The following is a 23,530-nucleotide window of genomic DNA, read 5'->3' as shown; positions in this document are numbered from 1 at the left end:
ACCTCCGGAAGAATGATCCCAAGGTCCGCCCCGACGTGCCACCCGTGCAGAACCGTATGCCGGGCCGAGGGACATCCGCAGGGAGAAGAAGGCCGCGCCGGTTCACCCGTCGTCGGCGTCCGCCCGGTCGTCGCGCGGGGCGCCGCCCGGGTCCCTGTGCCGTGCGATCACCACCGGCTCCTCGATGAGCCGCACCGTCGGCGTCGTCATGGGCGTCGGCCGGTGCCATGAGGTCGGTTCGTCCGGGACCTCCTTGATGTCCCACTCCCGGCAGGTGACGTCGAGCGCAAGGGGGTAGAGGGTGAGCGAGCCGTCCGGGGCGATGTGCATCCGGACGAATCCCGTGCTGTCGTCGATGGACTGCCCGGACATCTGCCATTCGGCGACGAGGCCGTGGTCCGTCCACCGCACCCACAGGGCGAAGACCAGGGAGCCGAAGAAGGCGCCCGTCACCGCGGCCACGGCGAGCGCGATCAGCAGCGCCCAGATTCCGTGCCACGACTGTGGCAGGGCACTGGCCACGGCGATGACCGCGGCCAGGACCCCGACGCCGACCGCCAGTTGGAGGAACGCGGCGACGAGGGCGGACCGCCGCCTGGGGCGCCCCGCGCTCACCAGCCGTCGTCCCCCGCCCATCACGAAAGGCAGGACGAAGAGGACGGCGCTCGTGCCGAGCAGCCCGAGGACGTCGTCGATGCCGGAGTTCCGTACGGTGTCGAGCGGATGGTGGCCGCCCTTGGCCAGCGCGAACACCCCGCTCAGCACCAGCGCGAGAAGCAGCTGCACCACACCGGCCAGGACGGCGAACCCGGGGTTGCGCCGAGGGAGCCAGTGCGGTGACAGGGGATTGGCGATGGCGCCGGAGAGCGAGCGGGACCTCTGTGCGTCGGGGTACGTGTGCGGGGCGAGCTCGAACACCGGCGGTGGGTCGTCCCTGTCCCGCATGCGCGAGGTGGACGGCGGCAGCGGCAGTGTCCGCGGGAGCCTGTGCGTGGCGGCCAGGAACGCGCCGCCCAGGCCGCACGTCACCAGCTGGCGTCGCCGCGGGTCCGGAGGCAGGGCTTCGGCGGAGCCGGGCGGGTCCTCGGGCAGCCGTTCCGCGTAGCGGGCGTAGTGGTGTTTGTCCCCGGTCAGCCAGAGCCGGATCGACGCGCCCGTCTCCACGGGCTTCCCGGTCTCGGGGTGGGGCCGCGTCCGGATGATCGTCCGGTCGAACCAGTGCAGGGTGTTGAACGCGTCGCGCTCCTCGTCGCTCCTGACCCAGGTGGGCGCGGCGGAGCAGAGGATCACGCTGTCGCCCGGCAGGAGCCGCGGTGAGAGGACGGTCTCGAAGTACCGCCGCTGCGGATCGTCGACGTAGGAGCCGAGCTGGCTGTCCAGCCCGACCAGCCACCAGCGGTGCGGCAGCCGCACCGCGAAGTAGCTCCGGGTCTGCCGGGTCTCCCAGCCGCCGATGCGCCTTCCCTGGGCGAACATCCGCAGGAACGCGGTGAGCCCGTCGTACCAGTCGTGGTTGCCCGGCAGCACCACCATGAGCGGGTGGTCCGGCGCCGACGGGAGCGCGGCCCGGTAGGGCCCTTTCATCCGGTCCTCGTACGCCGTCGTCGACGCCACCGGATACACCTGGTCTCCGCCGAGGACGAGCAGCGAGCCCCGCGGGCACGACACGTCCTCGGCGACGGTGAGCCGGGCCGCGGCCAGCGCGTTCGCCACCGAGGACGTCGCCTCGAAGCCGTCGCCGAGGTCGGCGGCGAAATCGATCCAGACCTCCTCGGCGTCGGGACGCGTCAACGGCGCGTGCAGGAGCCCGGCAGGGAGCGCGCCCTGTACCTCGCGCTTGTCCGCGTAGTCGGCGAACACGGCGGCCAGTCCGACCTTGACCGCCGTACGCGCCAGCTCCGTCGGTGCGAGCCAGCGCACCGGCTCCTGTGGGGTGAACAGCAGCTCCGCCGCGCGCTCGCGCAACTCACGGAGGTCCACGACGCCTCCTCGTTCACAGGGGTGACCAGGCCAGGACGTTCTGCGCGTACACGTCCCACAGCTTGCCGGCGAAGAACTGCCCGAAGCGGCCCAGCGTGGTCACCCTGCCGGGGAGCGTCGGCGCCTCGACCCGGAAGGTGGTGAGCTGCTTCAGGAAGTCGGCCGGGCGGATGCGTACGGCACCGCAGGCCACCACCTGGGCTTCGGACTCCTCGTCGGCGCCGACGTGGCCGCGCAGGACGCGGGTGTGGAGGACGGACGTGTCCTGCCACACTCCCCGCCGGGAGTCCTCGTCGACGTCCTTGTACCCGCTGAGGGTGAGCGGATGGCCGGCCCGGTCGGTGAAGTGCAGGCGGTAGTTCATCCGCAGGTGCTGCGGGTCGGAGCGCTCCACGAACAGCTGGAACGACCCTCGCTCGACCGGGAGCCGTCCGCCCAGCGCCTGGCAGACGACCTCGCCCCGGATCGCGGCCTCGTGCTCCGGGTCGGCGAGGAAGCGGTCCACGCCCTGGATGTCGACGGTCACGTGCAGGGCCAGATCGGCGGTGGCGCCGCGCTCCGGCGCGGGGATCTCCTGGACGTCGTGCTCGCCGAACGCCACGCGTCCGACCATGCGTTCGGTGAAGCGGATACGAGTGGGGTCGGCGCGGTCCGGAGGAGTACACGGTCGCCAGGGGATGCCCTGGGCGGTGCACCACTCGCGGGCGCGCCGGACTCCGAGTTCCACGGCCTGGGCGAAGCGGTCCCTGCTGAAGTTGACGAGGTAGTTCAACGGGACCTCGCCACTGAGGAGTCGGACATCGATGTGTCTCCCGAACTCCCCGTGCTCTCCCGCGCGGATGGCCGCGTTGCTGACCTCGATCCGGCGCAGCCAGTGCTTCAACTGCCCGTTCGCCGTGGTCTCGATGATGTGGAAGTAGTTGGCCACGAATCCGTCCCGCCAGCGGTGCCGCCGGCTGACCGTCCAGATGACCCACAGCTCGTCGCAACCCCGACGGATCGCCTCCTCGACGTTCCCGTCCGTCAGGTAGACCGGGTCGATGTAGGTCCGCCCGTCGATCACGACGGGAGGGAACCACATCGGCAGCGCCACCCCGGCGCAGAAGCGCTCCTCGTCCATCCGGTCCGGGGTCACCGCCTCCAGTTCGTTGGAGCTGAAGTCGTAGAGGTTGAAGGTGGCTTCGCGGTCGGTGGCCCGGATCCGGTCCCAGTCCAGCCCCCAGCCGGGGAAGACGCGGCGCCGGTAGCCGTCGAGGGTGAAGAGCGAACGGGCGTACGGCCCCTTCGGCAGTTCGCGCCAGTTCGGGGTGACGCCCTTCAAGGGCGAGAGCGTGCGCCAGTTGTCCGCGATCTCGCGCCCGGACATCCCCTGGCAGTACATCGCGAGGTTGAACACGCCGCCACTCGCCCCATCGACATGGTCGAACTCCAACTCGGCCTCGTCGAGGAGCACTTGGAGGACACCCGCCTGAAAGGCGACCTTCAGGCCGCCGCCGGCGAGGATGAGGGATCTGCGCGGGGAGTCGCCGCGGCGCTCGCCGCCCTGGCCGGTCGTCATGAGGTCTCCGTGGAGTTCCCGGGATCTTCGATCATCTGGACGGCCGACCGGTCGGCCAGCGCCGCGATGGTGAGTGAGGGGTTCGGGCCCACGGGGCCGGGCATCACCGAGCCGTCGGCGATCGAGAGGCCCGGGTAGCCGTACACGCGCCCGAAGGAGTCCACCACGCCTTCCTGTGCGTGGTGTCCCATCGGCGCGCCGCCCAGCGGGTGCACGGTGATGAGACGGTTGAGCCACCACAGGGGGTTCGAGGCGTAGCGTCCGCCGACGCTCTGGGAGATGCGCTGCATGGTCTTGTTCATCTGCCGGAAGTACGGGTCGGAGGCGGCCAGTTCCCAGTCGAGGTCCAGGTGTCCGTCCCGGAGGAACATGCGGCCGTTGGGGACGTCCCTTCCCATACCGAGCAGCGGCATGGACGTCGCGGTGAACAGCCCCTTGCCCATGGCGTCACCGAGCTGCCGCCCCACCCGGCTACGGGCGGTCCCCGTCAACTGCGACCAGCCGCGCCGCAGGAGGAACCTTCCGACCCGGTTCGACATGGTGAGGACGTTGTGCTCGACGAGCCAGTTGAGGAACTCCGGGTAGCCGGCGTCCTCGATGTAGGCACCGCGGGCGCCCTCGTCGTCCTCGTCGCGTTCCACGCGCATCGCACTCGTGATGACCGGGCCGAAACTGGGCTTGAGGAGGCGCGGCACCGTCTCCCCTGGCTGGTCCGGACTCGTTTGCCGGGCCTTGAGCACCAGCCCGAGGAAGTCGCCGTTCCCCGAGAAGCGCGTACCCAGCGCCGGACCCAGGGCGGGAAAGGCGCTGCGGTTCCGCAGCAGCAGATAGGTGGTGCCGAGGGTGCCGGCGGAGAGGATCAGCCGCTTGGCCCGGACGGTGTGCAGCTCGGGAGGGGCGAGCGGATCCGCGGCGTCCGAGGTGTCGTGCTCGATGTAGGTGACCAGGAAGCCCTGCGGGACCGGCTCGAAGGAGCGGACCTCGCAGCGGGGCCGGATCTCCGCGCCGAGATTCTGCGCGGCGCTGAGGTAGGTGAGGTCGAGGCTGTTCTTGCTGCCGAAGTTGCAGCCGAGGTCGCATTCGCCGACGAGCCTGCACGTGTAGCGCGGCGTGCCGTGGTAGTTCTCCTCGCCGCCCTCGATGGGTGCGCCGGGCACCGCCGGATTCCCGAACGAGACGGCCAGCTTGGGCAGTTCCCACTCGAGACCCAGCTGCGTGGCCGCCTGCTTCATGGCGAGGGTCTTGGGCGTGCCATCGTAGGGCTGCACGCCGAAGGGGTACTGCTGTGCGTCGAGCATGTCCTCGACGCACTGGTAGTGCGGTTCGAGGTCCGCGCGGGTGACGGGCCAGTGCTCGTACCCGCCGTCGAACGACTCGTGGACGAACCAGCTCTCCGGCTTGCGGATCAGCACGTTGGCGTAGATCAGCGAGCCCCCGCCGAGCCCGCTGCACACCAGCGCGTCGAGCTTCGAGAAGCTCCACATGTCGTACATCCCGTACAGGCGGGATTCCGGGTCCCAGAAGTTCTTGGCGGCCTCGTGGGGGCTACGGGGGAAGGAGCCCGGCGGGAACGGCTTCCCCCGCTCCAGCACGAGGACGTCCAGCTTCGCCTCGGCCAGCCGGAAGGCGGTCACGGAACCGCCGAAACCCGACCCGACGACCACGGCATCGAAGACGTCCACGCTCGTCACCTCTGGAAGGCTCGCCACCACTGGTAGCCGGAGTCCGTGCCTGCCTTCCCCCGCACCCCGATGCCGCGGGCACGACCTTCTTCAATGGTTCACCAGCGGTCGGTGACGCGCACGTCGAACCGCCGCGACTACGGGGTCGCCGTCGTGCCCAGAGACGCGCCGGAGGGCGGCTCCTGCGCGGACGGCTGCTCGGGGACCGTCGCCGGGTGGGGGTCTTCGAGCTGCGAGCGTACGTAGTTCCAGACCACCGCGATCAGCGCGGCCACGGGGACGGCGAGCAGGCTGCCCACGATGCCGGCCGCGCTGCCGCCGAACGTGACGGCCAGCAGGATGACCGCCGCGTGCAGGCCCAGGCCGCGGCTCTGGATCATGGGCTGGAAGACGTTGCCCTCCAACTGCTGGACGACCACGATGAGCGCGAGCACGATCAGCGCGTCGGTCGGACCGTTCGACACCAGGGCGATGAGCACCGCGACCAGACCCGCGAACAGCGCGCCGATGATCGGTACGAACGCGGAGACGAACGTCAGGACGGCCAGCGGAAGGACCAGCGGCACGTCGAGGATCCACAGCCCCAGACCGATGAGGACGGCGTCGATCAGACCGACGAACGCCTGCGAGCGGACGAACGCGCCGAGGGTCTCCCAGCCGCGCTCGGCGACGGCCGGGATGTCGGTGGCGAGCCGGCCGGGGAGCTGACGCGTGAGCCACGGCAGGAAACGCGGCCCGTCCTTGAGGAAGAAGAACATGAGGAAGAGCGCGAGGAACGCGGTGACCACGCCGTTGAAGACGGTGCCGAGCCCCGTCGCGAGCGCGGTGACCATGCTGCCGATGCTGTCCTGGAGTCGGGCGACGGCCGTGTCGAGCGCCCCGGTGATCTGGGTGTCGTTGATGTTCAGCGGAGGCCCGGCAGCCCACTCGCGCAGCCATTGGATCCCGTCGACGACGCCCTCACCGAGCTCACCGGACTGGGAGGCCATCGGCACGGCGATCAGCGCGACGATGCCCGCGACGGACAGGAGGAAGAGCACGGTCACCGTGGCCGCGGCGAGAGCGGGGGGCCAGCCGTGCCGCCGCAGGAACCGGACCGGCGGCCAGGTGAGCGTGGTGAGGAACAGGGCCGCGATCAACGGCCACACTATGGACCACATACGGCCCACGAGCCACAGCGTCACCGCGGCCATCAGCAGCACCAGGAGCGATTCGGCGGAGACACGTGCGGCTGTCCGGAGCGCGGCAGCGGATTTCGCGGAACTCAACATGGGGGACATCCAAGCACCCTTGGGTCAGTGCCTCTGCGCCGCCGTCTCCGAGGCCGACAGGTCGCACAGCGCCTCACGGTCCTGCCGGGCGGTCTTCGTCAGCAGGGCCGCCACGTGCTTCTCGACCGTCCGGGGCGAGATGTAGAGACGGCCCGCGATGGCCTTGTTGCTCAAGCGTTCCGCCAGCAGCTGGAAGACCTCGTACTCACGGACCGTCACCCCCAGCGCCCGCAGCGGCGCCGGAATGCGGTCCGCGCCGCTGCGCCGCTGCCGGACCGAGACCCCGAACTGGCGCAGCAGCGCCCGGCAGGCACCCGCCACGTCCGGCACCGAGGCGGCGTGGAAGTGCTCCTCCGCCCGGCGCAGCCACGAGGCCGGATCCCCCCAGCCGCTCTCCAGGGCCGCCTCGGCCGTGAGCCGCAGCCCCAGATGGAGCGCGGTCGGATACGGAGCGGCCAGCAGCTCCGCCTCGGCGACGGCCGACACCGCCGCCTCCGCCTCGCCCGAGCGGCCCAGCAGCACCGCGTGGGCCAGCAGCACGAACTGGCGGTTCCAGCGCATCCGGCTCGCCGAGGTGGCGGCCGTACGGTGGTAATGGTCCCAGTCGGCCTCACCCGCCAGCACGTCCAGCAGCAGCCGCAGCCCGTGCAGACCACTCAGATGGAAGGTCGTCGGGCTGTCCAGCTCCTGGGCCCGCGCCCGGTCCAGCTCCCGCAGCGCCAGTGGCCGGTTCTCCTCCAGAAGCGCGCAGAACGCCCGTGCGAGGCCGATGCACAGCGGCTCCTCCTGCGAGCCGGCCCCGTCCCAGCCGGCGAACTCCCGCAGCGCTCCCTCCATCGCCGCCCGGTCGCCCTGGTGCGCCGCCAGCGTCGCCCGAGTCATCAGCACGTACCGCGCCACCGGCGCGAGCCGCAGCCGGGCAGCCGTCGTCGATATCTCCTCGCCGAGCCGCGCGGCCTCCTCGAACCGGCCGCAGAGCACCGCCTGGAGGACGAGTATCGCGTCGATCGAGTACGCGATGGTGACCGCGCCCAGCCGTAACGCCTCCTCGTGCGCCAGCTCCAGGGACCGCGTCTCCCCGACCGCCAGCCACTCGTTCCCGCCGACCCGCACCAGCGCGTAGGCGCGCGGGATCGGCAGCCGGTGCTGCTCGGCGATCCGCCGCGCCCGCTCGAAGCACAGCCGCGCCTCGTCCAGATCGCGCTCCCGGGCCAGCACCCCGAGCAGCTCCCAGGCCTGGCAGGCCACCGCCGGCTGCGGCCCGGCCTCGGCCGCCGAGACCGCGGCCCGGGCCAGCTTCTCGGCCGTCTCCGTCCGGTCGGGGCCCGGAGTGTCCAGCGCCAGATACGCGGCCACCACGTCGACGGCGGCCGACTGCGCCGGGTCGCGCACGGTCGTCAGGAGCGCCCGGGCCTCGGCGATCTGCGCATTGCCGTCGGCCCAACGGCCCGCCAGATGAGCCACCTTGGCCAGCCGGGTGTGGAGCGCGGCGAGCCGGCCGGCCTCCACCCCCGCGCCGACCAGCTCGTGCAGACCCTCCGCGAGCTCGAAGGCCCGGTCGAACTCGCCGCTCTCCGCCAGCGCGGGCAGCAGCGACTCCAGCACCTCGGCCCGCACCGGCCAGTCCTGACGGGGCGCCAGCAACTCGTCGGCACCGAGCAGCAGCGACACCCCCGAGCCCACGGCACCGTCCGCCAGCGCACGCCGGCCCGCCTCCGCGAACAGCCGCGCCGCCCCCACCCGGTCACCGGCGTCCCGGCGCAGCGCCGCCACCAGCGGGCACCACTCGCCCGGCAGCCCGGGATGGAGCTCCTCCACCACCTCGGCCGCCCGGCCGGACAGCTTCGCCCGGTCGGTGGGGGTGAGCTGGGCCAGCAGCGCCTCGGCGGTCAGCGGATGCCGGAACGCGTACCAGTCGGGGGCGGGCTCGTCCGGCACCACCAACTGGGCTGCCACACCGGCGTGCAGATGACTCAGCAGCCCGTGGTCGTCGATGCCGGACATCCGCTGGAGCACCGGCAGCGGGAAGCGGCGGCCGAGCACGGCAGCCGCCGACAGCAGCATCCGGCCCTGCGGTCCCAGCCGGTCGGTACGGTGCGCGATGCCACGCACCAGCGTGCTCGGCACCTCGGTGCGCAGCGAGCCGACGACCTCCCAGGAGACGCCCCGGTGGACCACGCAGCCGTTGCCGATCATGCCGTGGAGCAGCTCCTCGACGACGAACGGGTTCCCGACACTGGTGTCCCAGAGCCGCTCCACGATCTCGCCGGGCACCTCCTCCGCCTCGGTGTCGAGGCAGGAGGCGATCATCCGGGCGACCTCGGAACGGTCCAGCGGACCCAGACCGAGCAGGACGCCGGAGCGCCGCTGGGCCACCGAGTGCGCCAGGTCCAGGGCGGCGCACGGCTCCGCGCGGGTCGTCGCGAGCAGGACCACCGGCAGGTGCTCCAGATTGTCCACCAGGTATTCGAGCACCACCAGGGTCTCGGTGTCGGCGTCGTGCAGATCCTCCAGGACCACGAGGGCGCCGTGCTCCCTCGACACCACGGAGAGCAGTCGCAGCACGGCCTCGGCGAGCACCACCAGCGAGCCGCCGTTCTGCGCCTCGCCCGCCCAGTCGGGGACCAGACGCCCCAACACCGGCCGGTACGGTCCCAGTTCGGCCTCCTCCCACGGCTCACCGCCGCGGAAGAGCGACATCAGCGCCTCGGTGAGCGGGCGGAACGGCACCATCGGCCCGATCGTGCTGCCCCGGCCGCGCAGCACCCGCATTCCGGCGGAGAAGGCCAGGCCCGTCGCCTCGGCCGCGAGCCGTGACTTGCCGATGCCTCCGTCGCCGACCAGGAACACCGTGCTGCCGCGCCGCCCGCGAGCGGTGTCGAGGGCGCGGTCCAACTGGGCGATTTCCGCGTCACGTCCGACGAGGAGAGGAGCTCGGGGATGCATACCCGCGAATTTACCCGTTCATGCCAGGGCATAAGTGACGCTTCGATCAGGTACCCGCGCGCACGGCGCCGGCGGCCGCCTCCGCAGGGATCGGAGGGCGGCCGCCGGGGGCGGAGATGTCAGGTCGGTGCGTCGGACCGGGACGTCAGATCGGCAGGATCGGGATGCTCACGGTCGTGTCGATGTCGTTGAGGATCGCCACGAGTCCGGTGCCGAGAGCGAGACCCGCGAGGGCCCGGGCCCGAGCCGTGGCCCGGTCGCGCCCCGAGAGCGCGATACGCCCGGCCGGCTCCACCGCGCCGGTGGCCCCGGGGCCCTCGACGGTCGTGTCGGTGAGGGCGGTGGCGGTCTCGCGGGACGGCTTCTGCGGGTTCATGGAGATCCTTTCGAGGTGCGGTCGGATGGACGTGCATGCCGTGCGTGCCGTGCGCTCTGCGTGTGCCGTGCGGGTGGTGCGAGGGGTGGCGGGGTCAGCGCTCCCCAGGAGTGGGGTCGAGGAGGAATACGGAGGGGACGGTCTCGGCGAAGCCCAGCCGGAGCAGGGCGTAGCCGATGCCGGACAATCCGGTGAGGAGTCCGGGAGAGGGCACCGTGTCAGGAGTGGCACAACGGGGTCCGTACCCGTCCAGCGCCCCGAGCACCAGCCCGGCGCGATGGGTGAGCCGGGCCGAGGCCCCGGGAAGCCCGTGTGCGGCGGCGACGGCCAGGGCCTCCACCGTGCCGAGCTCCCCGTGACACAGGCTGAGGTCGCTCAGGGGCGGGCGGTCCCCGGCGAGTCGGTCCCACGCGGTGGCGGGGACGGCCGGGGCCGAGGCGGCGGTGTCGGCCATGCAGGCCAGGAGGGTGCCGGAGAGTCCCGAGCACCAGCCGAGGTCGGTGCCTGCTTCTGCGCCCCGTGCTGTCCGGCCGAGCAGGGCCCGGCCGGCGGCCGCGTACGTGCCCCCGGGCGGGGCCGCGGCCGACTCGTAGCGGCACAGTGCCCAGCCCGCGCCGGCCCGCCCCCGCAGGAACCCGTCCGGGAGTCCGCCGGCCGCCGGGAGGAGCCGGTCGGCGAACTCCGCGGCGAGCGAGGCGGCTTCGGCCAGCCCGGTCTCCCGGTGGACCGCGAGCAGCGCCGCGAGGCCTCCCGCGAGCCCGGTGCCGACGTCCGCCGGGGGGCCGGCCGGGTCGTGCGTGCGGGCCGAGGTGGCCAGGGCCCGCAGCGCGAGCGGCAGGCAGTCGCCGAGCCGGTCGTCGCCGAGCAGGGTGGCCAGCCGGGCGAGCGCGTAACAGAGCCCGCCGAGGCCGTGGAATCCGCCGGGCCCGACCGCACGGCTCAACTCGGGCTCGGAGGCGAGCGCGTGGATGAGCCGGGGCAGCGGCAGAACGGCCCGCGCGGCCAGGTCCGTGTAGCGGCCGACGCCGGTCAGCCGGCCCAACTGGGCGAGGAACAGCGCCACTCCGGTGTAGCCGTCGGCGAGTCCGGCACCCATCGGGGTCACCGCCCAGTGCCTGCCGTCGACGAGCTCCAGGCCGATCCAGTTGGCCCGGGAGTCGTCGCGGACCGCGCGCCCCACGATCTCGTCGGCGATGCCGCAGGCCGCCGCCAGGAGACGGCGCGGCTCCGGCACCGCGGCGGGCGCCGTGGGCAGCACCGGCGCGTCGGCGCGGTGCGTGACGCGGCGGGCCCGGCGGGTGGACAGAGCGGCGGAGATCAGCCATTCCTGGTGGTGCCGGTCCACCTCGTCGAGGGCGGAGATCTTCTCCTCGGTGGCGACGAGCGCGGGCGTCGCCAGCAGGCCGGGCAGCCGCGCCCCACGGGACGACCAGACGTCGGTGCTCCCGGGCCGGTGGACGAAGACCGGGACGTCGCCGTCCCAGAGGTCCGCGATCTCGTGCTCGACCAGGCGCCCCCGCACCGGGTCGCCCGCCGACTCGGCGTACAGCAGGGAGAACAGCACGTCCCGGTCGACGGCGTCGCCGAGTACGTCCGGATGGGCCGACTCGTCCAGGAGCGTCGCGTACAGCCGGGTCGCCCGCCCCACGAAGCGCGCGGGCGCCGTGCCGAACCCGGCCAAGGGGCCGTCCTTCGCGAGGAGTTCGTCCCGGCAGGCGACCAAGATGTCGTAACCCAGCCGGAATCCGGTCAGCAGCGCCGCGCCGTACGCACCCGGGTCGATCTCCCGGCCGTCCAGCGAAGGACGGTTGGGGCTTCCGGAGTACGGGACCCGTCGGCGTACCAGGTGCATCGTGTCGGTGCCGGCGTCCGCCCAGTCGACGGCGTCGGCGGGGGAGAGCGCGGCCTGACCGCCGCCGAGGGCCGAGATGTCCAGCGCCCCGTGCTCGCCGATCAGCAGCTGGGGGAGCAGGCAGGTCCGGTGTACGGAGGCGGCGAGGGCGAGTGCCGCCGGGTCGGGGCCCGCCGTGGTGGCCGCCGGCACCGAGGGGTGCAGCAGCGTCTCCACATCGACGAGCACCGGCTGGTCCCCGCAGGCGATGAGGTTCTCGCAGTGCATGTCCGCGCCGTCCAGCGCGTACAGCAGAGCCAGCAGCGCGCCCTGCCGCCGGTAGAACAGATCGGCCTCGCCGACCGATCCGCAGGGCCGGTGGCCGACGAATTCCAGCCAGCCGTACCCCTCGCGGCGCACCGCCGCCACGGTGCGCAGGCCGAGGCCGGGCAGCCGGTCGTCGAGCCAGGCCACGAGCCGGTCGAAGCAGGCGTGCTGGTCGAGTGGGCGCGGCTTGTACACCACCGTCCGGCCGTCGGCGAAGCGGAGCATCGCCACCGAGCGGCCCCGCTGATGGGTGTCCCCCTGGCCGAGGTCCACGCCCGTCAGCGCGCCGGGGTCGACGCCCCCGAGGAGCCCCTCCACGAGCGCGGCCCGGTCGGCCGCGAACCGTTCGAGAAGTTCGGCGGTGGCGGCGGAGGCGTGGACGCACTCGGTGCCCAGTAGGCGGGCGAGCACCGGATACCGGACGAACAGCCCGGACAGGGGCTCACGGGTGCCGAGTCCGGCGGCGAAGCCGGCGAACCGGCCCTCAGGCGTGGCCCCTTCGAGCCGCCCCTCGACCCGCGCGCGGTTCAGTTCGAGAACCAGGGTGCGCGCCGCCGGGGCCACCAGCCGCCCGCCGAGCTGCCGCTCGAACCCTTCCCGTACGGAGTCCTGATCGATCTGGCCGGGCCGCAGGGCCCGCAGCCGCTCGTCCAGCGCACGCCCGGCCGCCCGCGTCAGGGGAGCCAGCGCGCCGGCGAAGTCCCGCCGCCAGGTGTCCTGCGGGGCGGCGGCGCCCTGGGCGGACGCCGATCCGTACGTGCCCGGCACCGGCCACAGCGGGGCCGAGGCCACGGCGCGCTCCACGAACTCCGCCCAAGCGGGCCGCTCCGTCCTGGCCGCCAGCCGCGCCGAGGGCTCCGCCGCCAGCGCGGCGACCGTCGGCACGTCGACGCCGAGCCCGGCCAGCCGCGCCAGGAACGCCTCGTCCTGACCCAGGGCCGTCACCCGGTCCGCCAGCCGCTCCGCCGCCCGGCGGGAGAGCGCGCCGCCGGGAGCACCGGGGGCCGCGAGCCGCTCCCGCAGATGGAGGGCCGGAGCCCACCATCCGGGGGCGAGGCCCGTCGTGGTGTCCTGTGTGGAGGTGGTGATGGTCACGTGTGCAACGTTGGCAGGACATCCCCCGGTCCCACATGGGGGCATCGCCCCCATGTTTGTTCCGCACCCCCCACCCCACCCCCGCGGACCCGCCGCACCCCGTTCCCCCGCCCGACTCCGAACGGCGGCGTGTGACCCCGTAAGGCCCCGCTCGGCCCCGCGCCGCACCGTGGACACTCCGGCAACGCCCCGGCGCGAAGCCCCCGCCGACCGTGCTCCCAAATCTGGGGGCGGCCGACCCATGCGGTGCGCACCCGACCCTTCCGACCATGGGTGACGCCAGGACAGATCAAGGGAGGGGACCCATGACCACAGCCATCGGGACGGACCAGTTCGGCGGGCTGCTGCGCCACCACCGCCGGCGCAGCGGCATGACCCAGCAGCAGATGGCCGATCTGGCCACACTCAGCGTGAGGGCGATACGGGACCTGGAGAGCGGCCGCGCCCGCCGCCCCCGGCAGGAGACGGCCCGGCTGCTCGCCGACGTCCTCCGGCTCACCGGCGCGACCCGCGACGCCTTCCACGAAGCGGCGCGCAGCCACCTTCCCTCCGAAGGCCCCGACGCCGCCGGGCCCGAGACCTGCACGCCGCCCGCGCTGCTCGGCACGACCGTCGGGCGCGAGCACGAGATCCGCTCCCTCGTCGAACTCCTGACGGTGGATCAGCAGAGGCTCGTGAGCGTCGTCGGCCTGGGAGGGGTCGGGAAGACCCGTGTCGTACGGGAGGCGGCGGGCCTCCTGCGGGACGGTCACGGCTGGCGCGTTCTCTGGGTCCAGGGCGCCGGACTCTCGCCCGACCTGAAGGAGTTGCCCCGCCTCGCACCGGACGCGACGGGTGCCGGGGGCGGCCACGGACACGACGTGCTGCTCGTCCTGGACGGACTCGCCCGCAGGGCCGAAGGGTCCTTGATCCACCATCTCCTCGCGCGCCGCCCGGGCCTGCGCGTCGTCGTCACCGGCCCCACCCCGTCCTGCCTGGGGGGCGAACAGGTCATGCCGATCGCGCCGCTGCCCGTCCCCGGGCGCGCGCTCGACCACGACGCCGCCGCGCTCGCCGAGTTCCCCTCCGTCCGGCTGTTCCTGTCCCACCTGCGACGGCTGCGCCCGTACGCCCCGCGTCCCGCCGCGACCCCCGCCGTCGCCGAGCTGTGCCGCGCTCTCGACGGCATCCCGGGCGCGCTGGAGACCACCGCCGCCTGGGGACTCGTACACGCCCCCGAAGAGCTGCTGCACTCCCTCGCCAGGGACCCCGAGCGCTTCTCGGCGCCTCCCGCCGCCTGGGGCCCCGCCTCCGGCAGCGGCTCCGGACCCGTCGCCCGCAGCCTCGCCGTACTGGAACCCGCCCTGCGCGAGCGGCTGTTCGTCCTCAGCGCGCTGCCCGGAAGCTGGACCCTCGACGAGGCGGCACCGCTCGCCGGGACCTCCCTCGCCGACACCGCCGCCACCGTGTACGGCCTGCTGATCCACGGCCTGGTCCGCACCGCCGACGAGGACGGCCGGGACCGCTTCCGGGTCCTGCACCGGGTCCGGTCGGTCCTCGCGTCCCGCTCGGCCCCGCGTCCAGCCCCCGACGGCAAGGGAATGCAGGCGGAGTACACCTCGGCCTCGCCGGTCGCCTGCGCGATGGCCTGATGCCGTGCGCGCCGTACGTGCCGTGCGCGCCGTACGTGCCGTGCGAGCCGTGCGTGCCGTGCGTGCCGTACGCGCTGTTCAGGCCGCGACAGCCGTACATGTGTTGCGCGCTGGGCGTTCCGTCAGGAGTCCGCGGCCCATTCTGCCGGACACCTGCCGCTCGGACTTCCCTCCGGCCCCCGGAGCCGCCCCTACGGTGAAACCGCGCCCCGATCGGACATTCCTGCCGTCACCGGAAACAGGTGAGGAATGCGGCGGGAATCGGAGACGACCGGGAATTCGGAGACGACCGGGAATCGCGGGCGAGAAGAAGACGCCATCTGTCATGTCGAACGAAGGCAGGCTATGAAAGTGGGCACCCCGGTCACCCCGGTGAAGACCCCGATGACGGAATTACCGTCCGCATCCGGACTCAAGGTGATCGTCTCCAGCGTCGCGTCGGACGCGCACACCTGGAACCTCGTGTTTCTGCAACTGCTGCTGGAGGAGCTGGGCCACCGGGTCGCGAACCTCGGGGCCTGCGTGCCCGACGAGCTCCTCGTCGAGGAATGCCGGCGCCAGCGCCCCGACCTCGTGGTGATCAGCAGCGTCAACGGCCATGGCGCCAACGACGGACGGCGGGTCATCCGTGAGCTGCGCGGCCATCCCGAGACCGCCGCCATCCCCGTCGTGATCGGCGGCAAGCTCGGCATCGACGGCGCCGACAGCACCGATCAGGCCGGTCTCCTCGAAGCCGGCTTCGACGCCGTCTTCGAAGAGGGCGCGAGCCTCGCGTCCTTCGGGTCGTTCCTCAGATCCATCCCGGCGGGCGTGACGACATGACCGTACCCGCGCGCCGCCCCGCCCCCGCCGCCCCGCCGCAGCCGTTGCCCCCGGGCTCCTTCGGAGCCTTCGTCTCCGCCGCGCGGGCAGCCGGCCGCCTCGTCGTCCAGCCCCGCATGGGCATGAGCGACCCACGGGCCATGCGGGCCGGCCTCGCCGCCACCAGGGCCGCCGACGCCACCACCGTCGGCACCCTCACGATCGACAGCTACACCCGCGTCGGCGACCAGGCCGCCGCCCGCCGCGCCCTGGCCGACGGCGTCCCCCTCAACGGCTACCCCCTCGTCACCTACGACCCCGCCGTCACCCGCTCGGTCCTCGACGGCATCCAGGACCACACCTTCCCCGTGCAGGTCCGCCACGGCTCCGCCGCCCCGCAGGACATCGTCGCCGCACTCCTCCTCGCCGGGCTCGACGCCACCGAGGGTGGCCCCGTCTCCTACTGCCTGCCCTACGGCCGTACGCCGCTGACCGCCTCCGTCGAGAACTGGGTCCGCAGCTGCGAACTGCTCGCCCGGACCCGCGACCACGGAGTCGAACCCCACCTGGAGACCTTCGGCGGCTGCATGATGGGCCAGCTGTGCCCGCCCAGCCTGCTCGTCGCGCTCAGCGTCCTGGAAGCCCTCTTCTTCGCCCAGCACGGACTGCGCAGCGTCTCCCTCAGCTACGCCCAGGGGACCGACCCGGCTCAGGACGAGGAGGCCCTGCACGCCCTGCGGCGGCTCGCGGACGTGCTCCTGCCCGACCTCGACCGGCACATCGTCGTCTACACGTACATGGGCGTCTATCCGCGCACCCCCGACGGAGCCCGGCTCCTCCTGGAGGAGTCGGCCAGGCTCGCGGTCCGCACCGGCGCGGCCCGCCTCATCGTCAAGACCGCCGCCGAGGCGCACCGCATTCCGACCGTACGGGAGAACGCGGCCGCCCTGGAGGCGGCGGCGCGCGCCGCCGAGGCGGAGACGGCCCAGGCGGCGGCAGCCCGGGCGGAGACGGCCCGGGCGGAGGCGACCCAGGCGGCGGCAGCCCGAGCGGCGGCAGCCCCAGCCGAGGCGGCTTCGAGGCCGGGCGCCGGAGAGGCCGCGGCCTCCCGGCTCGCCGTCCGGCCGGTCCCCGACACGGGCATCCACGCCGAGGCGTCCGCCCTCGTCCAGGCCGTCCTGGAGATCTCGCCCGACCTCGGCCGCGCCCTCCCGCTGGCCTTCGAGCGCGGCTACCTCGACGTCCCCTACTGCCTCCACCCCGACAACGCCCAGCGCACCCGCAGCTATCTCGACACCGACGGACGCCTGCGCTGGTCGGCCATCGGCTCCATGCCGCTCGGCGGCATCGTCGAACTCGCCCACGAACCACGCCTCACTTCAGGCGGTCTCCTCAGCGCCCTCCGCCATGTGGAACAGCGCTTCGACGCCGCGGCCCTCGACCCCTCGCCCACCCACCGGCCCCTCGGCGACGGGCACCGCCCGCCGGCCCGCGCGGCCCTCCTCGAAGAAGGACGGTAGACACCCCATGCTGCACACCACGGACACGGCGGCCGGCCCCGCCGCCACCGAGCGCCTGCCCGAGGCCCCCGCACGGCACCTGACCGACCCGACGACCCGTGCGGTCGTACGGCTCCAGAACGGCGTGCTCACGGCCGCCCGCGACTTCCTGCGCGCTCACGGGTTCACCGAGATGCTCCTGCCGATGATCGGCCCCGTCACCGACCCCGGCGTACGCGGCTCCAAGCAGGTCGACATCGACTACTACGGCCACCGCTACAAGCTGATGACCAGCGCCATCCTCTACAAGCAGGCCTCCCTGCTCGCCTTCGACAAGATCTTCTCCATCGCGCCCTGCGTCCGTCTGGAGCCCCTGGAGACCGCGAACACCAGCCGCCACCTGGCCGAGTTCCACCAGATCGACGTCGAGGTCGCGGGCGCCTCCCGCGAGGAGATCACCCGGCTCGGCGAGGACCTCGTACGGCACATCGTGCGCGAGGTCACCGAGCACCAGGCCGAGGAGTTCGAGGCCCTCGGCCGCGACACCGGCGCCTTCACCGAGCTCCTCGGCCAGTCCTTCGGCCACCGCACCCACGCCGAGGCCGTCGCCGAGCTGCGCGACATGGGGCACGACCAGAGCGCCGACGCCGAGATCGACTGGCAGGGAGAGGCCATGCTCTCCGCCAAGTCCGGCCGCCCCTTCTTCGTCACCGACTACCCGAAGGGATCCCGGGGCTTCTACGACCGCGAGAGCCGCGACGAGCCCGGCACCCTGCGCAACTTCGACATCATCGCGCCCGAGGGCTACGGCGAGCTGTGCAGCGGCAGCGAGAGGGAGTTCGAGTACGCCCGGATCGTCGCCCGGATGAGGGAGACCGGCGAGAACCCCGCCAAGTACGGCTGGTACCTCCAGATGGTCCGCGAGGGCATACCGGACAGCGCGGGCTTCGGCATCGGCCTCGAACGCTTCACCCGCTACCTCGCCGGTCTCGACTCGGTGTGGCAGGCCAGCGCCTACCCGAAGGTGCCGGGAGTGATCGCCCCGTGAACGGACGACCCACGGAGGGCAGCCCTGGCGAGAGCCCCGACGTTCCCGGCCTGCGGACCGAGGCCTCTGGCCCCAGGACCGACGCGCCCGGCCTCCGGGCTGACGCCGACCGCCGCCGAGCCGATGCGCCCGGCCTGCGGGCTGACGCGGACCGCCGCCGAGCCGATGCGCCCGGCCTGCGGGCTGACGCGGACCGCCGCCGAGCCGATGCGCCCGGCCTGCGGGCTGACGCGGACCGCCGCCGAGCCGATGCGCCCGGCCTGCGGGCTGACGCGGACCGCCGCCGAGCCGACGCGCCCGGCCTGCGGGCCGACGTGGACCGCCGCCGAGCCGACGACCCCGGCCTGCGGGCCGACGCCTTCCCCGCCGACTCCGTGCGCGACCGCGCCCGCCGCGGCACCGCCGCGCTCTTCCCGCCCGTGGAGGCGTACGGGCGGACCCTGTTCGGTGCCGCGCGGACCTCGGCGCACACCGCACCGGACGCCGACCTCCTCGACGCCCTCCGCCTCGTGCCGCCCGTCTTCATGCCGCGGCGCCTGGAGAAGCTCATCGACCTCGCCCGCGAGCCGATGCACCACGACGTGGACCTCACCACCGTCGTCGGCGCCCTCCACTCCCCACTGCCCGCCTACCTCTCCGCCTTCGGGTCGACGCAGGTGGCCAGCGCCGACCTCGGCACCGCCGCCAGCCGGCAGGCCGGACGGCTCGGCCTCCCCATGGTGATCGGCGAGAACGTCGTCCCCGTCAACGGATACGGCCGGATCGGCACCGCACCCTCCGGGGAAGCCGAGCGCTCCCTGCTCGGCCGCATCCGCGCCTACCTCGACGAACTCCCCGACGGCGCCGGCGGCGTCGCCGTGCAGCAGAGCACCGAGGACGCCGACGCCGAGGTGTGGAACCTCGTCTACAGCGACCCCTCCGCCCGGCCGCTGCTGGAATCGGGGCGGCTCGCCTTCGAGCTGAAGGTGGGCCAGGGGGCCAAGCCCGGCCTCGGCGGCATGACCGTCCTCGACCGCGCAGCCGCCGCCCGCGTGGCGGAGCAGTACGCCGTCGACGACGTCCTCGGCGGCGAGGAGCGCGTCCTGCGGTGCAGCAGCCCCGGCACTTTCACCGAGGAGATCCTGCGCCAGCAGATCCGCCTGATGCGCAACAACTTCCCGCGCGCCCGGGTCTGGGTGAAGCTCCACCCCGGGCGGGACGTCCGGGAGGCCGCCGCCGTCGCCTGGTCGGCCGGCGCCGACGCGGTCACCGTCGACGGCGCGGAGGGCGGCACCGGCTGGGCCCCGCTCGGCTTCCTCGACACGGTCGGACTACCGCTGGGCGAATGCCTCCGCCGCATCGGCCGCCCCGCCGCCGGACTGCTCGTGTCCGGCCGGATGTGGGAGGGCACCCGCGCCGCCAAGGCGCTCGCTCTCGGCGCCACCGCCGTCGGGCTCGGCCGCGCGGCGCTCCTCGCGGTCGAGGAGGATCCCGAGCGCGGCCTCGTCCGCCTCGTCGAGGCCCTGGCCCTGGAACTGCGGCTGCTGATCAGCGCGTTGGGCAAGTACGAGGCGAGCGCGCTCGCGTACGAGGACGTGTGGGCGGCCGGCACGGGCCTCCCGCACCCGGATCCCTCGCTCGCCGCACCCCTGGGCACCCAGCCGTGACCGGCGGCACCGCCACCGGGTCCACCGCGCCCACCGGCACCCGGACCGGGGGCCCGGGGCTCACCGACGGCGGCTACCTCGGATTCGCCCTAGCCATGGGCCTGTCCGCGCTCGGCGACGCCGCCTGGTACGTCACGCTCGCCTGGTCGGTCACCGCCGACACGGGACCGGCACGGGCGGGCGCGGTCCTCGCGCTCGCCTCCCTGCCGAGGCTGGTCACCCTGCTCGGCGCGGGCGCCGTCGTCGACAGCATCGGCCCGCGCCGCGTCATGGTGGGCGCCGACCTGGCCCGCTGCGCGGTCATGGTCCTCGCGACCGCCGGGGCCCTCGCCCTGGGCCCCGGGGTGCCCCTGCTCGTGGTGGCGGCTGCCGGGCTCTCGCTGTTCGGCGCGTTCTTCATCCCGGCCTCGGGATCGCTGCGCGCCGGGCTGCTGCCCCACAGCCAGCTGGTCCGCGGCAACGCCCTCTACCTGGGCGCCCTGCGCGGCGGCCAGGCGGCGGGCGGCCCGCTCGGCGGGGTGCTGATGGCCCTCGGCGGCATCCCGCTCGTCGCGGCCGTCAACGCCGTGACGTTCGCGATCTCGGCCCTCGCCGTCCTTCGCGTACGGGCACGGGGCGTCCCGGACCCGCGCTCCGCGACACCGGGGAAGCCCGACGGCGCGGACGGTCCGGACGGCGACGCGGCGCGAGGCGGTCCGGACGGCGCCGTGCCGACCGGCGGGAAGGCGGACGCGCCGGGTGGTGCCACCGCCGGCACGCCCGGCCGCGGCGCCGCCGCCGTCCATCCCGCCGCGCCGCAGGCCTCCTTGGCGGCGCGGATCGGCGAAGGGCTCCGGGCCGTGGCCGCCGAGCCACGGCTGCGGGCCGTGATCACCGTGATCGGACTGACCGAGTTCGCGGGTGCGGGACCGATCAACATCGGCGTGGCGCTGATGGCCGGACGGAACGGCTCGGCCGCCGCCGGCGCCGGCCTGCTCCTGACCGCCTTCACCGTCGGCGCCGCCGCCGGGTTCCTGCTGTCCCTGGTGTGGCCGGCCCGCCGGCGTGCGGGCCGCGTCCTGGTCCTGGGCACCGTCGGGCAGACCCTGTGCCTGGGGGCGCTCGCGTGGGCACCCTCCATGGTCGCCGCACTCGCCCCGTACGTCGGCCTGGGCTTCGTCTCGGCCCTGGTCGGCACCGTGCTGGTGTCCTGCGTGCAGCGCTGGGCCCCCGAAGCCGTACGCGGCCGGGTCGTGTCGATCCAGGCGCTCCTCATCTTCGGCGCCGCCCCCCTCGGCAACCTGGTCATCGGGGTGCTCGTCGAGTGGGCCGGAATGACGTGGGCGCTGCTGCTGCACGCCCTGGTCGCGCTGATCGCCGTCGTCATGGTGGCGTTCACCCCGCTCCTGCGGGAGGCCCGCCTTGACTGACCGCCCCGCAGCCGAGAAGAGCTGTCCTGCCGCCGAGACCGACCGTCCCGTCGCCGAGCTCGCGCGGCTGCTGCGCTCCGGCGAGCTCACCGGTACCGAGCTGGTCAGGGCCTGCCTGGACCGGATCAGCGCCGTCGACCCTGTGGTCCGTGCCGTCCTCGCGGTCGACGGCACGGCCATGGCCCAGGCCCGCGCCGCCGACCGCCGCCACGCCGCGGGCCGCTCCCTGAGCCCCCTGGACGGCATCCCCGTCCTCCTCAAGGACAACATCGACACGGCGGGCCTCGCCGGCACCGCCGGCTCCCGGCTGCTCGCCGGGACCCCACCCGACCGGGACGCGGAGGTCGTCACGCGACTGCGGGCCGCCGGCGCCGTGATCCTCGGCAAGACGAACCTCACCGAGTGGGGCAACTTCCGCTCCACCGGCAGCATCGAGGGCTGGTCCGCCGTCGGCGGCCAGACCCGCAACCCGCACGATCCCGACCACAGCCCGTGGGGCTCCTCCGCCGGTTCGGCGGCCGCCGTCGCGGCCGGAATGGCCCCGCTCGCGCTCGGCACCGAGACGGACGGCTCCCTCGTCTGCCCGGCCGGCGTCTGCGGAGTCGCCGCCATCAAACCCGCCCCCGGCACCCTCCCGGCCGCCGGGGTCGTGCCGATCTCCACGGTCCAGGACACCATCGGGCCGCTCGCGGCACGGCTGGAGGACGCGGCGCTCTGCCTCGCGGTGCTGACCGGCCGCCCGCTACCCGCCGCCCCGGCCCCACCGGAGTCCGTACGGGTGGGACTCTGGCACGTCAAGGGCATGGCGCCCGACGCCCAGGCCGTCCTGGAACGCGCCGCCGAGCGACTGAGGGACGCGGGCGCCGTCGTCGTACCCGTCGAGCTCGCCCTGCCCAGGGACATGCTCGTCGACGGACTCGACGCGCTCTGCGCGGAGTTCCCACCGTCCCTGGAGCGGTATCTGAGCGGGCGGCGCGACGTCCCCGCCACCCTCGACGAGATCATCGCCGCGAACCGCCGGGACCCCGTGGAACTCGGCCTCTTCGGTCAGGACCTCTTCGAGCTGTGCGCCGCGCTCACCGAAGAGGACCGAAGACTCGCCCCCGACCGGCGGCGCCGCTCCCGGCAGCGGGCCGGGGACCTGCTCGCCACGGCCCTGGCCGATCACGGTGTGGACGTCCTGATGGCCGCGACCAGCGGCCCGGCCTGGCGCATCGACGACGGACCGGACCCCTTCACCCGGACCAGCTCCACCCTCCCCGCCCTGGCCGGCCACCCCAACATCGCCGTACCGGCAGGATTCTCCGGCGAACTGCCCATCGGGATCTCGCTGTTCGGCCCACCCGACCTGGCGTCACTGCTGCCTTACGCGCTCCTCGCCGAACGCTGCTGCGGCGAGCGCCGCACACCGGCGGTCCTGCGCGACCTGCCTCTCCAATGAGCCGCGGCATTCGACTGCCGCCGCCGCACAACTGCCGCCCAGCTGCCCGGGTTTCTGCCCTTTCTGAATTCACTGCGGCGATAGTTTTTCGCTGTCCCCGAAGAATATGAATTGCTTCGAGAACGGGAGAGTTCCGATGACCACCAATCCTTTTGAGAACGCGGACGCCGAATACCTGGTCCTCGTCAACGACGAGAACCAGCACTCGCTGTGGCCGGCCGAGATCGACGTCCCGGACGGCTGGACCGCCGTCCACGGAGCGGCCTCGCGGCAGAGCTGCCTCGACTACGTCGACACGCACTGGACCGACATGCGCCCGGCGAGCCTCATCGCCGAGACCGCCGCGAGCTGACTCGCCCCCGGGCCTGACGCGGCCGCCGCCTGTCACGCCCCCTGCGCGCCACCCACCCTCTCGTGCCCCACCCGCCCCTCCCACACCACACGCCCCGACCGATCGCCCGAGTGATGGAGTTGATGAAGGTGTCCATGGACTGCGTCCACGAGGTCTTCGAGGAGCAGGTGGCCCGGACCCCCGATGCCGCCGCCGTGGTCATCGGGGAACGGGACACCACATACGCCGAGTTGAACGCCCGGGCGAACCGGCTGGCCCGCCACCTGGTCGCGCACGGCGTGCGGCGCGGCGACACCGTCGGGGTCCTGCTGGAGCGCGACACCGAGCTCGTCGTCGCCGTCCTGGCCGTCCTCAAGGCGGGCGCGGGATACACGCTCTTCGACCCCTCCCTTCCCGCCGAGCGCGTCCGCGCCGTCGCTTCGACGGCCGGCGTCACCCGGGTCGTCACCCTCGCCCGGTACGCCGGCCACTGGGACGGCACGCCCGTGCGACCGGTCTCCGTGGACGCGGAGGCGGGGGTGGTGGCTGCTCTGGAGGGTGGTGATCTGGGGCGGGTGGCGGGTCCTGAGGATGTGGCGTGTGTGATGTTCACGTCGGGTTCGACGGGTGTGCCGAAGGGTGTGGTGGCTCCTCATCG

Annotated in this window: 16 protein-coding genes; 9 read left to right on the top strand and 7 right to left on the bottom strand. The window is 73.6% G+C overall.

The features are described 5' to 3' along the window. Nucleotides 1–102: 102 nt before the first annotated feature. The 7 genes from IE124_RS26615 to IE124_RS26585 form a co-directional block, all read right to left on the bottom strand. A complete protein-coding gene (locus IE124_RS26615) occupies nucleotides 103–1,980 on the bottom strand; it encodes a hypothetical protein (RefSeq protein ID WP_189511131.1) in 1,878 nt (625 codons plus the stop codon). Between the two features lie 13 nt (nucleotides 1,981–1,993). Next, a complete protein-coding gene (locus tag IE124_RS26610) occupies nucleotides 1,994–3,538 on the bottom strand; it encodes a patatin-like phospholipase family protein (RefSeq protein WP_189511129.1) in 1,545 nt (514 codons plus the stop codon). Further along, nucleotides 3,535–5,220, bottom strand: coding sequence for a GMC oxidoreductase (locus IE124_RS26605; RefSeq protein ID WP_229832896.1), 1,686 nt, complete (start codon nucleotides 5,218–5,220; stop codon nucleotides 3,535–3,537). The genes IE124_RS26610 and IE124_RS26605 overlap by 4 nt, the downstream gene beginning before the upstream one ends. 137 nt (nucleotides 5,221–5,357) lie before the next feature. Next, nucleotides 5,358–6,500: an AI-2E family transporter gene (locus IE124_RS26600; protein WP_189511125.1), complete on the bottom strand. Its 1,143-nt coding sequence runs from the start codon at nucleotides 6,498–6,500 to the stop codon at nucleotides 5,358–5,360. 15 nt (nucleotides 6,501–6,515) lie between these two features. Continuing rightward, nucleotides 6,516–9,437, bottom strand: a complete 2,922-nt coding sequence (locus IE124_RS26595) for a helix-turn-helix transcriptional regulator (RefSeq protein ID WP_189511124.1) — start codon at nucleotides 9,435–9,437, stop codon at nucleotides 6,516–6,518. 145 nt (nucleotides 9,438–9,582) lie between these two features. After that, on the bottom strand, nucleotides 9,583–9,813 hold the full coding sequence (locus IE124_RS26590; protein WP_189511388.1) for a hypothetical protein: 231 nt from the start codon (nucleotides 9,811–9,813) through the stop codon (nucleotides 9,583–9,585). 94 nt (nucleotides 9,814–9,907) lie between these two features. Next, the gene (locus IE124_RS26585; protein ID WP_189511122.1) at nucleotides 9,908–13,066 is read right to left on the bottom strand and encodes a type 2 lanthipeptide synthetase LanM family protein; all 3,159 of its coding nucleotides are present in this window, start codon (nucleotides 13,064–13,066) and stop codon (nucleotides 9,908–9,910) included. 305 nt (nucleotides 13,067–13,371) lie between these two features. Between IE124_RS26585 and IE124_RS26580 the strand changes: the two genes are divergently transcribed. The 9 genes from IE124_RS26580 to IE124_RS26540 all read left to right on the top strand — a co-directional run. After that, entirely contained in the window at nucleotides 13,372–14,697 is a 1,326-nt protein-coding gene (locus IE124_RS26580) for a helix-turn-helix domain-containing protein (protein ID WP_189511120.1), read from the top strand. A gap of 384 nt (nucleotides 14,698–15,081) precedes the next feature. Then, on the top strand, nucleotides 15,082–15,519 hold the full coding sequence (locus tag IE124_RS26575; protein ID WP_189511116.1) for a cobalamin B12-binding domain-containing protein: 438 nt from the start codon (nucleotides 15,082–15,084) through the stop codon (nucleotides 15,517–15,519). Then, nucleotides 15,516–17,018, top strand: coding sequence for a methylaspartate mutase (locus IE124_RS26570; RefSeq protein ID WP_189511114.1), 1,503 nt, complete (start codon nucleotides 15,516–15,518; stop codon nucleotides 17,016–17,018). Before IE124_RS26575 ends, IE124_RS26570 begins: the two co-directional genes overlap by 4 nt. A 7-nt stretch (nucleotides 17,019–17,025) precedes the next feature. Continuing rightward, nucleotides 17,026–18,045 (top strand): asparagine synthetase A, encoded by a 1,020-nt coding sequence (locus IE124_RS26565; protein WP_189511112.1) that lies wholly within the window; start codon nucleotides 17,026–17,028, stop codon nucleotides 18,043–18,045. A 314-nt stretch (nucleotides 18,046–18,359) separates the two neighbouring features. After that, the gene (locus IE124_RS26560) at nucleotides 18,360–19,691 is read left to right on the top strand and encodes a glutamate synthase-related protein (RefSeq protein WP_370468827.1); all 1,332 of its coding nucleotides are present in this window, start codon (nucleotides 18,360–18,362) and stop codon (nucleotides 19,689–19,691) included. Then, nucleotides 19,688–21,100 (top strand): MFS transporter, encoded by a 1,413-nt coding sequence (locus tag IE124_RS26555; protein ID WP_189511110.1) that lies wholly within the window; start codon nucleotides 19,688–19,690, stop codon nucleotides 21,098–21,100. The genes IE124_RS26560 and IE124_RS26555 overlap by 4 nt, the downstream gene beginning before the upstream one ends. Next, a complete protein-coding gene (locus IE124_RS26550) occupies nucleotides 21,093–22,541 on the top strand; it encodes an amidase family protein (protein ID WP_229832894.1) in 1,449 nt (482 codons plus the stop codon). The genes IE124_RS26555 and IE124_RS26550 overlap by 8 nt, the downstream gene beginning before the upstream one ends. A 136-nt stretch (nucleotides 22,542–22,677) precedes the next feature. After that, on the top strand, nucleotides 22,678–22,893 hold the full coding sequence (locus IE124_RS26545) for an MbtH family protein (RefSeq protein WP_189511108.1): 216 nt from the start codon (nucleotides 22,678–22,680) through the stop codon (nucleotides 22,891–22,893). 113 nt (nucleotides 22,894–23,006) lie between these two features. After that, nucleotides 23,007–23,530 (top strand): AMP-binding protein (locus IE124_RS26540; RefSeq protein WP_189511106.1); only part of this gene is annotated, 524 nt, incomplete at its 3' end.

Source organism: Streptomyces narbonensis (genome assembly GCF_014649015.1).
Lineage (GTDB): Bacteria > Actinomycetota > Actinomycetes > Streptomycetales > Streptomycetaceae > Streptomyces > Streptomyces narbonensis.
This window is presented reverse-complemented; position numbering and strand designations above follow the sequence as displayed.